Origin of the sequence: Aquibacillus albus (assembly GCF_016908325.1) — a bacterium.
Classification (GTDB): Bacteria; Bacillota; Bacilli; order Bacillales; family Amphibacillaceae; genus Aquibacillus_A; species Aquibacillus_A albus.
Genome location: NZ_JAFBDR010000016.1, coordinates 1 through 12,538 on the forward strand (window position 1 = coordinate 1; position 12,538 = coordinate 12,538).

Sequence of the window (12,538 nt, forward strand, 5' to 3'; positions counted from 1 at the left end):
AACAAAAAAAAGACCCTGCAAAACAGAGTCAGTAAAAAGTTCAAGGACAAGCCTCTTTTTTTAAACTGTCTATTCTACAGGGTCCATTTTAAAAAAGGATAGCCTCTTTTTTAATTTCGTTTGGCAGGTGCTGTAAAGAAAATACCATCTGGCAGTAAGTCAAATCCTCTTGCAATATCATTACTAGCGTGGCTATCTGACCCAGTGATTAATGGGATATTCAGGTCGCTTGCTAGTTTAATAATTTCAGGATCAGGATAGATTTTTCCGTTATAGGCTTTGAAATAACCTGATGTATTAACATCTAGTTCCAAGTTATTCTGTTTCATTAATTGAAGAATGTCTTCGATATCACCTTTAAAATTAGTAGACGCTGGAAATAATTTTGAAAATTTTTCGACTAAAGTAATATGACCAACACGTATTGGTTTAAAGCTTCCTAATTGGGCATGAATTGATTTTTTAATCGTACGATAATACCATGCGTAAACTTTATCAACAGAACCAAATAGCTGGATAATGCGTTCAAATTCAGTTTCACTAAAATCTAAACAAACATATTCACCATTTGGTGCTTTGAGCATGTGTACAGACAAAATGCTATCATCCATGAATTTCCCGTATTGATCTAAGAAGCTGGTTATTTCTTCTTCGTATCCTTCAATGTAGTCAACTTCAAGGCCGATATAAATCGTTATTTTTTCCTTGTATTGATTCTTTAATCGATTGGCTTCATTAAAATAATCCTCAATATCCTCCCATTTCATTGCACTGTCCTGATCAGGTGTAGGGTCGTTAAAGTTTTTGGGAAGAGGAGCATGCTCAGTAAACGTGATATATTGTAAACCTTTTTCGATGGCTTCTAAAACATAGGATTCCATTAAATCATTGGAACCGTGAGGACAATACGGGCTATGTATATGAAAATCTCCTTGTGTGATCATTCGATTAATTCCTTTCTATTGGCTATAATGAGATGTAACTAGCTATCAACATTTCTTGTTATTTTACAGTAGACGGTTGACTTGAACAAGTAAATTATGATAACTTCTAGGTACCAAAAACACTTTACCGTAGTAGAGTGGTAAATAACTAAAGAATGAAATTGACTTTTAGGAAGTGATTAAAATTGTTTTTACCAGCAGGTAGTATAGATGAAACAGGACAAACAGTTGATGCACGTTCACAAGCATATGAAGTATTTCGAAATGTTACGACTCAAAGAAATTATAAACAAATCTCCACACCAGTTGTGGAATATGCCAACACATTTACCAATGAAATAGCTGGAATGAAATTACAAAATATGCTCAAATGGTTTAATCGTGAGGGAGAAATCGAGGTATTGCGTCCTGATTGGACTACTGCCATTGCAAGAGCATTAGTCAATCAACACCCTTCTCAATTAAAATGGTCCTATCAAGGTTCTGTTTTTCGCAGTGATAAAGATGGTATAGAAAGTAGACAAGCTGGGATTGAAATCGTTCATACTCCAGTGTTTTTAGGTGAAGGTGAATGTTTATTAACTGCTATTCATTATCTAAAAGAATTAAATATTTCCAGTTACCTCATAGAACTCGGACATACTGCAATTTTTGATGAGCTCACTTTTCCACTTCAGTTAACTTCTGAAGAGGTTGATCAGCTTAGAGAAGCAATGCATGATAAGCGGCGCGATGTCGTCTATAGTATTGTGATAAATAAGGGGTCAAAACAAATTGCAGATGAGTTAACTTCATTAGTTGACGCGTTTGGATCGTTCGATATTATTGAAAAATATGAAGATAAATGGAAAAACAATCGCAAGCTTTTGGAAATTATTCAACATATAAAGCAGCTAGCATTATTGTTAAAAGATAGTGGTGTCGATGAAGTCTCAGTCGACCTTGGCAGAGTGAAAAACTTACCATATTATTGCGGGACGATGTTTAGAGGATATATAAAAGGAAATGGTGCTACCTGTTTCTCAGGTGGACGATATGACAAACTGTATGAACAGTTCGATGAGAGTATTTCTGCAGTAGGATTAGCTTTTGATGTAGATGTATTAGCAGAAAATATTGATATGAATGAAACGAACCAAAAAATATGTATAGTTGCATCAGAAGAAACGCATGCCTATGCAGAGTCCATGCGACAATCGTATCCAAATGTAATTGTTGATATTCGATATAACTTACCGGAAGTTCACCAATTTGATAAAGTGTTAGAAATAAAGAAAGAAAATAATGATTACAAGGTGGTTGAAAAATGAAACCATGTATCGCATTAACAAAAGGTAGGATTGAAAAGCAGTTTTTAGAGTTTTTTCAGTCTCTTTCCTATGATGTTGAACCATTAATCAATAAAGGTAGAAAGCTTCGAGTTGAAACTGATCAATTCTCTTTTGTATTTGCAAAAGGGGTAGATGTTACGACATATGTCGAGTATGGTATTGCTGACTTAGGTATTGTCGGAGAAGATATTTTAATAGAGCATCAACCGGATGTTTTTAACTTATTTCCTTTACCATTTGGACACTGTCGAATGGCACTTGCAACAGAAGTAGGAAAAGAGTGGCCAGAAAGAAAAAGGCGAATTGCCAGTACGTTTACCAATATCACGAAAGAGTATTTTCGACAAAAGGGTGAATCGGTAGATATTGTGAAGCTAGAGGGATCAGTGGAGTTAGCTCCAATTTTAGGGTTGGCTGACGGAATTGTGGATATTGTCGAAACTGGAACTACACTAAAAGAGAACGGTCTTGTTATAAAAGATGAATTTTTAGAGTTTAGTGCACGCTGTATCGCTAATCGTTCCTCATTAAAAATAAAGCGTGATGTATTGACACCTGTTATTGAGTCCTTCCAGAAGGGGGTAGCAGTTAAATGATACCAAACTACGATACGAACACATTCTCAGATTTGTTTTTGAAGAAGAATAGTAAAAATCAACCAGATAATGAAATTTTACGAACGGCAAAAGAAGTAATTGATGACATTCGCATAAATGGAGATATCGCACTCAAAAAATATGTCGAGAAGTTTGATCGAACAATACCTTCTAATTGGGAGGTAACAGAAGATGAACGCGAACAAGCTTGGCAACTAATCGATGAATCTACCATTGATTCCTTAAAGAAAGCTGCACAAAACATAAAAAAATTTCACGAAAAGCAATTGCAATCATCAAGATTCATGGATGTGGAAGATGAAATCATTGCTGGTCAGTTGTATCGCCCGATTGAACGGGTCGGAATTTATGTCCCTGGTGGAACAGCATGCTATCCTTCTTCTGTATTAATGAATGCAATACCAGCAGTTCTTGCAGGTGTCACAGAAGTTATTATGGTCACACCTGCACGTAATGGCGAAAACATAGCACCGATTTTATCGGTAGCCGCTGATATTGCTGGTGTTTCAAAAATATATAAAATTGGTGGAATCCAAGCAATTGCGAGCTTAGCGTACGGAACAGAATCTATCCTATCTGTCGATAAAATTGTAGGACCAGGAAATGCATACGTAGCCGCTGCTAAATCATTGGTTTTTGGAGATGTAGGAATTGACATGATTGCGGGACCTTCAGAGGTAGCAGTTGTTGCTGATGATTCTGCTGATGCTTCTTTTGTAGCTTCGGATTTAATTGCACAAGCAGAACATGATACCAATGCTCGAGCGTTTTTGCTCACAACGTCCAACACACTTATTGAACAAGTGAATGAAGAAGTGGTCAGCCAATGTGCAACGTTACCTAGAAGGGATATAGCAGAAGAAGCATTAAAAACAAAAGGAGCTAGCATTCTTGTCAAAGATATTGATCAAGCGTTTGAATTAGTTAATCAACTAGCACCCGAGCACTTAGAAATTCAGTTGAATGATCCAATGATTTATTTAGGAAAGATTAAAAATGCCGGATCAGTCTTTTTAGGAAATTATACACCAGAAGCATTAGGTGATTATTTTGCAGGTCCTAACCACGTATTGCCTACCTCTGGAACTGCTCGTTTTTCATCAGGACTTTCTGTTGATGACTTTTTGAAGAAAACGACCTTTCTGTACTATTCGGAAAAAGCTTTACAAGATGCTTCACAGCACGTAATCAATATTGCTACAGAAGAACAATTAGACGGACATGCTCGAGCAGTCCAAAAAAGAATCAATAAGCAATAATAATAGAAGTTGATAAATGGAGTGATTGGATGCGAACTGCTAGTAAAACAAGAAAAACAAATGAAACATTTATTGAGGTAGCTTGTAACTTAGATGATAATAAAAATGTGGCCATCGAAACTGGTGTAGGTTTTTTTGATCATATGCTCGAGTTACTCGCTCGACATGGTCGGTTTGGGTTAACCGTTAAAGCAGATGGTGACTTACATATTGATAGTCACCATACCGTGGAAGACGTTGGAATAGTCCTAGGCCAAGTACTGAAAGAAGCCTTAGGTGACAAAAAGCAAATAAATCGGTATGGACATGCCTATGTACCAATGGATGAAACGTTAGGCTTTGTTTCATTAGATATAAGCGGTCGTCCTTTTTTAGCTTTTGATGCAACTTTTGATAATCAGAAACTAGGAAGCTTTGATACAGAGCTTGTTCGTGAATTCTTTCAGGCGTTTGCCTTTCAATCAGGAATTACATTGCATGCGAGAGTATTATATGGTATAAACACGCATCATAAAATCGAAGCTTTATTTAAAGCAACCGGGAGAGCTCTATCTGAAGCAATTCGTGTTAATCCAGATATAGAAGGAGTAAATTCAACAAAGGGGTTAATTGAATGATAGCAATTGTAGATTATGGAATGGGGAATGTCGCTAGTGTATCTACTGCATTTAGACGACTTGGATATGAAGTAATACTGACGGATAAAGAAGCTGAATTAGCAAAGGCTTCCCATATCATTTTACCAGGGGTTGGTTCTTTCCAAGCAGCTGTTCAAGAGATTGAGGAGCGAGGCTTAAAAGAACCGTTACAAAGGCTAGCAAAGGAAAAACCTTTTTTAGGCATATGTTTGGGAATGCAATTATTATTTTCGGAAGGATATGAGGGTGGTACATCAGCAGGATTAAACCTTATTCCCGGAACAATTGAAAAAATAGAAACAGACTATATTTTGCCGCATATTGGTTGGAATGCGCTGGATATAAAAGAAGGACATGAACCATTTGAAGCCTTTCAAAATAAACATGTATACTTTGTTCATTCTTTTGAAGCAAGAGTAGATCGTAAATACTTAGTGGCTAGTACGGAATATGGGACTGAAGTTCCAGCAATTGTAAAAAACGAAAACGTATATGGTATTCAATTTCACCCAGAAAAAAGCGGGGAAGTTGGAGTGGAAATTTTAAAGACATTTCTTCAGGGGGAAGCGAAATGAAAATTCTACCAGCAATTGACTTGATAGATGGGAAATGCGTTCGACTATATCAAGGCGATTTTGATAAAACGACACAAGTAGGAAGTGACCCTGAGTCACAGCTTCAGACTTTTATCGAAGATGGAGCGGAAATCGTTCATATTGTAGATTTAGATGGGGCGCGTAATGGGGAAGCCCGACAATATGATTTAATAAAAAAATTATGTGCACAATCAACGGTACCGATTCAAGTCGGTGGAGGAATTCGTACTTTAGAGACGATAAAAAACTTAGTCGATATTGGAGCAAGTCGACTCGTTCTAGGAACTGCTGCATTAGAAGATGAAAAATTTTTACGTGAGGCTTTAAACCAGTACGCTGATCACATCGTTGTGGGGATTGACGCAAAGGATGGAAAAGTTGCTACACGAGGATGGGAGACCGTATCCGAAATAAACTATATTGATTTTGCAAAACAAATGGAAGCTCTAGGTGTAAAAACGATTGTTTTCACAGATATATCACGCGATGGCACAATGACTGGTCCGAATCTTGATGCACTACAAGATTTGTTAAAGGCTGTAGACTGTAAAATCGTTGCTTCTGGAGGAATTAAAGACAATGCAGATTTAAAAGCGCTTGAGGAAATTGGAATAGAAGAAGCAATTGTAGGTAAAGCAATTTACGAAGGTAAGGTAACATTAAAGGGGGCAAAATCGTGATTGTTAAACGAATTATCCCCTGTTTAGATGTAAAAGAAGGCAAAGTTGTAAAAGGAACTAACTTTGTTTCATTACGCGAGTTAGGGGAACCAGTAGAAATGGCTTCTGCATACTCAAAAACAGGAGCAGATGAAATCATTTTTCTAGATATATCTGCCACGAATGAAGGTAGACAAACAATGGTTGATATTGTTAGGGAGACAGCTGAAAATGTGTTTGTTCCGTTTACTGTTGGTGGTGGCGTAAGAACAATTGATGACGTCACAAGATTGCTGCGTGCAGGAGCAGACAAAGTTGGTATGAATTCTGCCGCTGTAGCTGACCCGGAGCTAATCTCTGAATCTTCTGCACGATTTGGTGCGCAATGTATCGTTGTAGCGATTGATGCAAAGAAATATGAGGATGGATGGCATGTCATGACTCATGGAGGCAGTAAGGATACAGGTATTGATGCGATTGAATGGGCAAGAACAGCGGAACAAAAAGGAGCGGGAGAAATTTTATTGACTAGTGTTGATACGGATGGCGTTAAGGATGGCTTTGATATCGAATTAACGAAAGCTATCGTTGATGCAATTCGTATTCCAGTTATAGCTTCTGGCGGTTGTGGAAATCCTGATCACTTTGCAGAAGTTTTTGAAAAAACAGATGTCTCTGCTGGGTTGGCTGCCTCCATTTTCCATGAAGATACTTATTCCGTACAAGAAGTAAAAGAGCGTTGTAAACAGCAAGGAGTGAATATTCGTGAAACCTGATTTCTCAAAAGGACTAGTCCCAGCAGTAATCGTAGATAATCATACGGAGCAAGTGTTGATGTTAGCGTATATGAATGAGGAAGCATATCAAAAAACATTGGAAACGAAGCAAACCTGGTTCTATTCTCGATCACGAAATGAATTATGGAATAAGGGAGCCACCTCAGGGAACTTCCAAACCGTGAAATCTATCCAATTGGATTGTGACCAAGATACACTTCTAATTCGAGTTGATCCCAAAGGACCAGCCTGTCACACGGGTGAAACTTCTTGCTTTTTTGAAACAGTAATGGAAGAAGATGTAACTAGGTATGATCCGAATATTTTCGAAGAAGTAATGGCAGAAATAGAAGATAGATTAAAGGTAAAAGTAGAGGGTTCTTATACAAACTATTTATTCGAAAAAGGTATCGACAAAATAGGGAAGAAGGTTATTGAAGAAGCCGGTGAGGTAATTATTGCTGCTAAGAATAGAAATAAAGAAGAGGTAATGAGTGAAGTTAGTGACTTACTTTATCATTGTTTTGTATTAATGGCGGAGCAAAATGTTTCTTTAGAGGATATTAAAGCAAAGCTAACGAAACGGTTTTCTAAAAAAGGCAATCATAAAGGTGAGCGTCCCGAAATCAAAGAGTGGTGACGCTCTTTTTTCACGCAGTAAACATATAAAATTTTAAGCCACAGGATTACTGTTTTATTTGGAGGCTGCTTTAAAGTTATACATGTAAATAAATACTATCCTTTAACAGAAACGTATTGGAAAAAAGATCCATTATTAGAGAAGGAATGTTATTGTTGTCAAGTCTAATTTTGTAAAGCAGCTATAATCCGGTTGTTGTCTATAATGATATTATGTAAACTAATAAACGTAAAAAGGATGACTATAGAGTATATGTAGTCACCCTTTAATTTTCATGTTTGCCAGTATGATTCAATAAACTTATCTCTACCAGACTTTGCTCTATCTTCATCATATTCTTTTTTATTTTTTTTATAAAATTCTTGATGAAAATCTTCTGCTGGATAGAAAGTAGTAGCAGGTAGAATTTCAGTGACAATTGGTTTTGTAAATCTGCCACTATTTTTAATGTTTTCCTTAGACTTTTCAGCTATTACTTTTTGCTTTTCATTATGGTAAAATATAGCAGTTCTATATTGGCTGCCTCGATCGTGAAATTGCCCATTTGCATCGGTTGGATCAATTTGTTGCCAGTACAAGGATACTATTTTTTCATACGGGATAATTTCAGGGACAAATTCAATTTGTACAGCTTCATAATGACCAGTTGTTCCGGTTTTTACCTGCTCATAGCTCGGTTGTTTTGTGGTGCCACCGGTGTAACCTGAGATAACAGTTTCGACACCATCCCATTGATCAAATGGCTTAACCATACACCAGAAGCATCCGCCGGCAAATGTAGCTTTTTCAACTTGTTTTTTCATATTACTCACTCCAAAATAGGATTAGAATGTTAATATAGCACCATAAATATAAAAATAGCAACTATTTTTTGTAATAAAAGATTTACAATTACCTGTTAGTCATGTTTAATTTTAAAATAGGGGGGGGATTTTTTGACAACTAAATCAAGCTCAATTGATTTCTTTGAAATAATAGAGAAATCCCTTATTGGGATCGTAATTTTAAATAAAAATGGAATTGTGTATGCTAATCCATATGTGTATCAACTCCTCGGTTATAATATGGATGAACCCCTTCATTGGGAAAAAATTATACACCCTCAGTTCCAAAGTACTTGTAAGGAAAAATTCAGAGCTATCCTAGAAGAAAAATTGGTGGTTAAGCCTGAAGAACAAAAGTTCATTCGGAAAGATGGTTCAACCATTTATGTCGAAATTGACGGTTTGCCTTGTGTACAAGGGGACGAAGTATTAGGACAGATTCATATTCGGGATATTTCAAAAAGAAAAACATATGAAAAAGATTATGTATCAAGGAATGAAGAATATCAGTTGATTAGTAAACATATAAGCGATATTATCCTCGAAATTACGATACAGGGGGAAATTTGTTATATCTCTCCTTCTGTTGAATCAGTATTAGGATATAAGGTTAATGAAGTTATTGGGCGAAATACCTATGATTTTCTTCATCCAAGCGACGTACCATCGGTAAAAAAGGCACGTATCCAGTTAATGAAAAATGAACTCCCTATTTCAATTACATATAGAATTAAAAATAAAGACGGTATATATATTTGGGTGGAATCAAGGAGTCATGTTGTATCTAAACAAAACGAGAAAAGAATTGTTTTAGATATTCGAGATATTTCAGGACAAGTAGAAACTGAGAAACTCCTTAGACAATCGGAAAAGTTAGCTTTAATTGGAGAATTAAGTGCTGGTGTTGTCCACGAGATTAAAAACCCTTTAACTTCAATAAAAGGATTTTTACAACTTATGCAAGCGGGGACAATTGAAACAAAGGATTATATTGCGATACTCAACTCAGAAATTGATAGAATTGAACAAATTGCAAATGATTTATTAGGTTTTGCCAAACCAAAAGAGGAAATGCATCCATTAGATATTGCAAAAGTTATTGATGAAGTTGTTTTTTTATTAAATGCCCAAATAAAAAAGAAAGATATAATAATCGATTGGCAACCTCCTATTTCTGATGTTTATGTATTAGGTGATAAATCTCAGTTAAAGCAAGTAATGATTAACTTAATCAAGAATGGAATAGAAGCTTCTGATAATGCTGATAGGATTGAGGTTTTTCTTCAAACCAATGAAGCTTATGTATTTATTAAAGTTAAGGATTATGGTTGTGGGATTCCTCAAGAATATTTAAATAAAATCGGTGAGTCTTTTTTTACAACAAAGAAAAAGGGTACTGGATTAGGATTAATGGTCTCTCATAAAATTATTAATAATCATAAAGGGAAAATTGCAATTGAAAGTGAAGAAAATAAAGGAACAACTTTTACTATACAATTACCAATATATAAACTTGATTCGTAATTCGTCTTAATTTAAACTTGGTAAATCTATTTTTCTATGAGAATATATATATGGTTAAAAATAAAAAGGGTAAAGGGTAGGTACTTAATGGCAGATAAAGAAAGAGTCTTATTAGTGGATGGCATGGCATTATTATTTAGAGGCTTTTATGCTACAGCTTTTACAGGTAATTTTATGATAAATAGTAAGGGTGTTCCAACAAATGGAATTTTTGGTTTTTTAAATTATTTTACGAATGCAATAGAAACGTTTTCTCCTGATTACGTTATTTGTTGCTGGGATATGGGTAGTAAAACTTTTAGAAATGACATGTACCCAGAATACAAATCTAACCGAGGGGAGCCGCCAGTCGAATTAATTCCTCAATTTGATATAATAAAGGAAGTTATCCATGCCTTTGATGTACCAAACATCGGTGTACCGGGTTATGAAGCGGATGACTGCATTGGAACGCTTTCAAAGCATTTATGTGAAGAGAAAGAAGTAGTTATTCTCACAGGTGACAAAGATATGCTACAGCTTGTTGAGCCCAATATTTCTGTTTCAATTATGAAAAAAGGACAAGGGAATTATCATATATATAATGAAGAAACTTTTTACGAGCAAACAGGTCTTTTCCCCGAACAAATAGTTGACATTAAAGGCTTAATGGGTGATTCTTCTGACAATTATCCAGGAGTTAAAGGTATTGGTGAGAAAACGGCCTTAAAGTTAATTCAGGCATACGGTACAATTGACAAAGTACTCGATAACTTGGATCAATTGTCAAAAGGGATGCAGAAGAAGATTGATGAAAACATGGAAATGCTTCAATTGTCAAGAAACTTAGCTAAAATCCATTGTGATGTTCCATTGGAATGTCAATTAGATAAGGCTTGTTGGAACATAAACAATGATAAAGTTTTAAACAAAATGAAAGAGCTTGAATTTAAAAATCCTTCTAGATGGATGGTTAAGGTTGCTCATTAATTTTTTAGGATAAATGTTCCCTTCTTCAGATAGACTAACTGTTGGAGGTGTTAAAATGAGTGCAAAAAATAATATTCGTCAAAAAGGAAGAAATCGCTCTAGTGTAAATCCTCAAGGTTTATCCGAAGATGTTGCTGATCAACGTCCGAAATCAGAGCTGGAGGACAATGCAAAACAATCGAATACAAAAAGATAAATGATGTAAAGGAAACAAATCATTAACAAAATGCCGACCGATGTGGGCCCAAAAGGGAATAGGGTACAGCGGTCGGTTCTTTTTAATTTTAATCAAGGATCTTTTTCGTATTATTCATTGTTTTTTATCATTACAGTTAACACATAATGCGCAGCAAAAGAAAACGGCCGTAATCAAAAAGGAGAGGATCCGGATGGAAAAAGAATTAAAGGTACATGGATCTATAAAAGATAACCAAACTAGGTGTACACATTATCATGGTCAAACAGATATTATCGCCATTAAGTTTGCATGCTGTAATAGGTATTATCCATGCTATAAATGTCATGAGGAAAGTGAAGGTCATCCAATACAAACGTGGAAACAAAGTGATTTTCATCAAAAAGCAATACTATGTGGTAATTGTAAAACGGAGCTTCGAATATCAGAATATTTAAACTGTAATAATCGATGCTTAAGATGTTCTGCTCCGTTTAACCCAGGTTGTTCTAACCATTACCATTATTATTTTCAACTATAATTGAAAAATTAGATATTATTGAAATTGCTGGAGTACAGAGAAAAAGTCTTTTACAAAGTTATAAAAAACCTTTTCAGACGGTGCAAGGTTCCTGTGCTTCGGAATAATGATACCTACTGTCCTTCTTAATTGTGGACTTTCTATTGCTACTTTTTTCGTATAACGAGATAAGGTTTCGCCAAATGCACTTTCAGGTAACAAGGTAATACCAATTCCTGCTGAAACAAGTCCTTTAATCGCATCAAGGTCTTCACCTTCAGATGTAACAATTGGTTGAAATCCTGCTTGTTTACACCCGTCTATAGCTAGCTTATGAAGGATGTATCCTTTAGGGAAAAGAACAAATGGTTCATTACGAAGATCACGCAAGTTAATACTCTTCCTTTCTGATAAAGGATGGGAAGCAGGGATAAGTGCACTTAAATTTTCTGAGAATAAAATATCACCTTTGATGTCTATTTGATCTGTAGGTACAGGACCTAAAAAAGCCAAATCGATATCTCTATTTTTAACAGATTCAATTAAAAAGTTATAGGAACCTTGTCGTAATTGAAAGGCCACCTTTGGAAATTTTTCCTTAAATTCAGAAATGACAGTAGGTAGTAATTGACTAGCCAAACTAGTAGGAAATCCAATTTTAATCGTACCTCGTTCTGGATCTAAGTATTCGTCTATTTGTTTTCTTGCATGATCAATTGCTTTCATTGCAGTTGTTGTGTGGGTGAAAAAGATTTTTCCTATCTGTGTTAATTTAACATTTCGCCCTTCTCGCTCAAATAAAGAAACTCCTAATTCAGCCTCCAAATTTGCTATTTGTCTACTAATTGCTGATTGTGCGACATGTAGGTTGGCGGCTGCTTCAGAAACGTGTTCTCTTTCTGCAACTTCCATAAAATATCGTAACTGTCTTAATTCCATTTTAAACCACTCCTATACAAACCATCTCAAAATGAGATAACTTTAATCTATATTATATATTGTTTGGATGAATAAGAAAACCTACAATAGAAATAAGACACCTTAAAAGTTATATAGTAAACGGGGG

The 12,538-nt window shown here is 35.5% G+C and carries 15 protein-coding genes; 12 read left to right on the top strand and 3 right to left on the bottom strand.

Annotation, left to right across the window (positions count from 1 at the left end):
* Positions 1-110: 110 nt before the first annotated feature.
* Entirely contained in the window at positions 111-944 is an 834-nt protein-coding gene (gene hisJ / locus JOC48_RS13530) for a histidinol-phosphatase HisJ (protein ID WP_204500547.1), read from the bottom strand.
* 185 nt (positions 945-1,129) lie between these two features.
* Between hisJ and JOC48_RS13535 the strand changes: the two genes are divergently transcribed.
* From JOC48_RS13535 to hisIE, 8 genes are read left to right on the top strand one after another with little or no spacing between them, the layout of a single operon-like run.
* Entirely contained in the window at positions 1,130-2,254 is a 1,125-nt protein-coding gene (locus tag JOC48_RS13535) for an ATP phosphoribosyltransferase regulatory subunit (RefSeq protein ID WP_204500548.1), read from the top strand.
* Positions 2,251-2,871 (top strand): ATP phosphoribosyltransferase, encoded by a 621-nt coding sequence (hisG, locus tag JOC48_RS13540; RefSeq protein WP_204500549.1) that lies wholly within the window; start codon positions 2,251-2,253, stop codon positions 2,869-2,871. The genes JOC48_RS13535 and hisG overlap by 4 nt, the downstream gene beginning before the upstream one ends.
* Positions 2,868-4,151, top strand: coding sequence for a histidinol dehydrogenase (hisD, locus tag JOC48_RS13545; protein ID WP_204500550.1), 1,284 nt, complete (start codon positions 2,868-2,870; stop codon positions 4,149-4,151). Before hisG ends, hisD begins: the two co-directional genes overlap by 4 nt.
* Before the next feature lie 29 nt (positions 4,152-4,180).
* Positions 4,181-4,768 carry an imidazoleglycerol-phosphate dehydratase HisB gene (gene hisB / locus JOC48_RS13550; protein ID WP_204500552.1) on the top strand — a complete coding sequence of 196 codons (588 nt, stop codon included), beginning with the start codon at positions 4,181-4,183 and terminating at the stop codon, positions 4,766-4,768.
* Entirely contained in the window at positions 4,765-5,364 is a 600-nt protein-coding gene (gene hisH / locus JOC48_RS13555; protein WP_204500554.1) for an imidazole glycerol phosphate synthase subunit HisH, read from the top strand. The genes hisB and hisH overlap by 4 nt, the downstream gene beginning before the upstream one ends.
* A complete protein-coding gene (gene hisA / locus JOC48_RS13560) occupies positions 5,361-6,065 on the top strand; it encodes a 1-(5-phosphoribosyl)-5-[(5-phosphoribosylamino)methylideneamino]imidazole-4-carboxamide isomerase (RefSeq protein WP_204500556.1) in 705 nt (234 codons plus the stop codon). Before hisH ends, hisA begins: the two co-directional genes overlap by 4 nt.
* Positions 6,062-6,820 (top strand): imidazole glycerol phosphate synthase subunit HisF, encoded by a 759-nt coding sequence (hisF, locus tag JOC48_RS13565; protein WP_204500558.1) that lies wholly within the window; start codon positions 6,062-6,064, stop codon positions 6,818-6,820. The genes hisA and hisF overlap by 4 nt, the downstream gene beginning before the upstream one ends.
* Complete coding sequence (gene hisIE / locus JOC48_RS13570; protein ID WP_204500560.1) at positions 6,810-7,460, top strand: bifunctional phosphoribosyl-AMP cyclohydrolase/phosphoribosyl-ATP diphosphatase HisIE; 651 nt, start codon at positions 6,810-6,812, stop codon at positions 7,458-7,460. The genes hisF and hisIE overlap by 11 nt, the downstream gene beginning before the upstream one ends.
* 272 nt (positions 7,461-7,732) lie before the next feature.
* On the opposite strand, the gene msrA is transcribed toward hisIE, so the two are convergent.
* A complete protein-coding gene (gene msrA, locus JOC48_RS13575; protein WP_204500562.1) occupies positions 7,733-8,263 on the bottom strand; it encodes a peptide-methionine (S)-S-oxide reductase MsrA in 531 nt (176 codons plus the stop codon).
* Positions 8,264-8,395: 132 nt separating this feature from the next.
* Here msrA and JOC48_RS13580 point away from each other — a divergent pair, with 132 nt between their 5' ends.
* From JOC48_RS13580 to JOC48_RS13595, 4 genes are all read left to right on the top strand, one after another.
* Positions 8,396-9,808 (top strand): PAS domain S-box protein, encoded by a 1,413-nt coding sequence (locus tag JOC48_RS13580; protein WP_204500565.1) that lies wholly within the window; start codon positions 8,396-8,398, stop codon positions 9,806-9,808.
* Between the two features lie 87 nt (positions 9,809-9,895).
* On the top strand, positions 9,896-10,777 hold the full coding sequence (locus tag JOC48_RS13585) for a 5'-3' exonuclease (RefSeq protein WP_204500567.1): 882 nt from the start codon (positions 9,896-9,898) through the stop codon (positions 10,775-10,777).
* Positions 10,778-10,832: 55 nt separating this feature from the next.
* Positions 10,833-10,973: a small, acid-soluble spore protein L gene (locus tag JOC48_RS13590; protein ID WP_204500569.1), complete on the top strand. Its 141-nt coding sequence runs from the start codon at positions 10,833-10,835 to the stop codon at positions 10,971-10,973.
* 193 nt (positions 10,974-11,166) lie between these two features.
* Entirely contained in the window at positions 11,167-11,493 is a 327-nt protein-coding gene (locus JOC48_RS13595; protein ID WP_204500737.1) for a CHY zinc finger protein, read from the top strand.
* A gap of 15 nt (positions 11,494-11,508) precedes the next feature.
* Here the strand turns inward: JOC48_RS13595 and gltC are convergent, their stop codons facing one another.
* Positions 11,509-12,411: a glutamate biosynthesis transcriptional regulator GltC gene (gltC, locus tag JOC48_RS13600; RefSeq protein ID WP_204500571.1), complete on the bottom strand. Its 903-nt coding sequence runs from the start codon at positions 12,409-12,411 to the stop codon at positions 11,509-11,511.
* Positions 12,412-12,538: the final 127 nt, after the last annotated feature.

Excerpts from the sequence above, each read along its gene's own strand:
- JOC48_RS13590 (WP_204500569.1), top strand. The coding sequence starts at position 10,833 with ATGAGTGCAAAAAATAATATTCGTCAAAAAGGAAGAAATCGCTCTAGT.
- hisB (WP_204500552.1), top strand. The coding sequence starts at position 4,181 with ATGCGAACTGCTAGTAAAACAAGAAAAACAAATGAAACATTTATTGAG.
- hisG (WP_204500549.1), top strand. The coding sequence starts at position 2,251 with ATGAAACCATGTATCGCATTAACAAAAGGTAGGATTGAAAAGCAGTTT.
- gltC (WP_204500571.1), bottom strand. The coding sequence starts at position 12,411 with ATGGAATTAAGACAGTTACGATATTTTATGGAAGTTGCAGAAAGAGAA.
- msrA (WP_204500562.1), bottom strand. The coding sequence starts at position 8,263 with ATGAAAAAACAAGTTGAAAAAGCTACATTTGCCGGCGGATGCTTCTGG.
- hisA (WP_204500556.1), top strand. The coding sequence starts at position 5,361 with ATGAAAATTCTACCAGCAATTGACTTGATAGATGGGAAATGCGTTCGA.
- hisD (WP_204500550.1), top strand. The coding sequence starts at position 2,868 with ATGATACCAAACTACGATACGAACACATTCTCAGATTTGTTTTTGAAG.
- hisJ (WP_204500547.1), bottom strand. The coding sequence starts at position 944 with ATGATCACACAAGGAGATTTTCATATACATAGCCCGTATTGTCCTCAC.
- JOC48_RS13585 (WP_204500567.1), top strand. The coding sequence starts at position 9,896 with ATGGCAGATAAAGAAAGAGTCTTATTAGTGGATGGCATGGCATTATTA.
- hisH (WP_204500554.1), top strand. The coding sequence starts at position 4,765 with ATGATAGCAATTGTAGATTATGGAATGGGGAATGTCGCTAGTGTATCT.
- JOC48_RS13595 (WP_204500737.1), top strand. The coding sequence starts at position 11,167 with ATGGAAAAAGAATTAAAGGTACATGGATCTATAAAAGATAACCAAACT.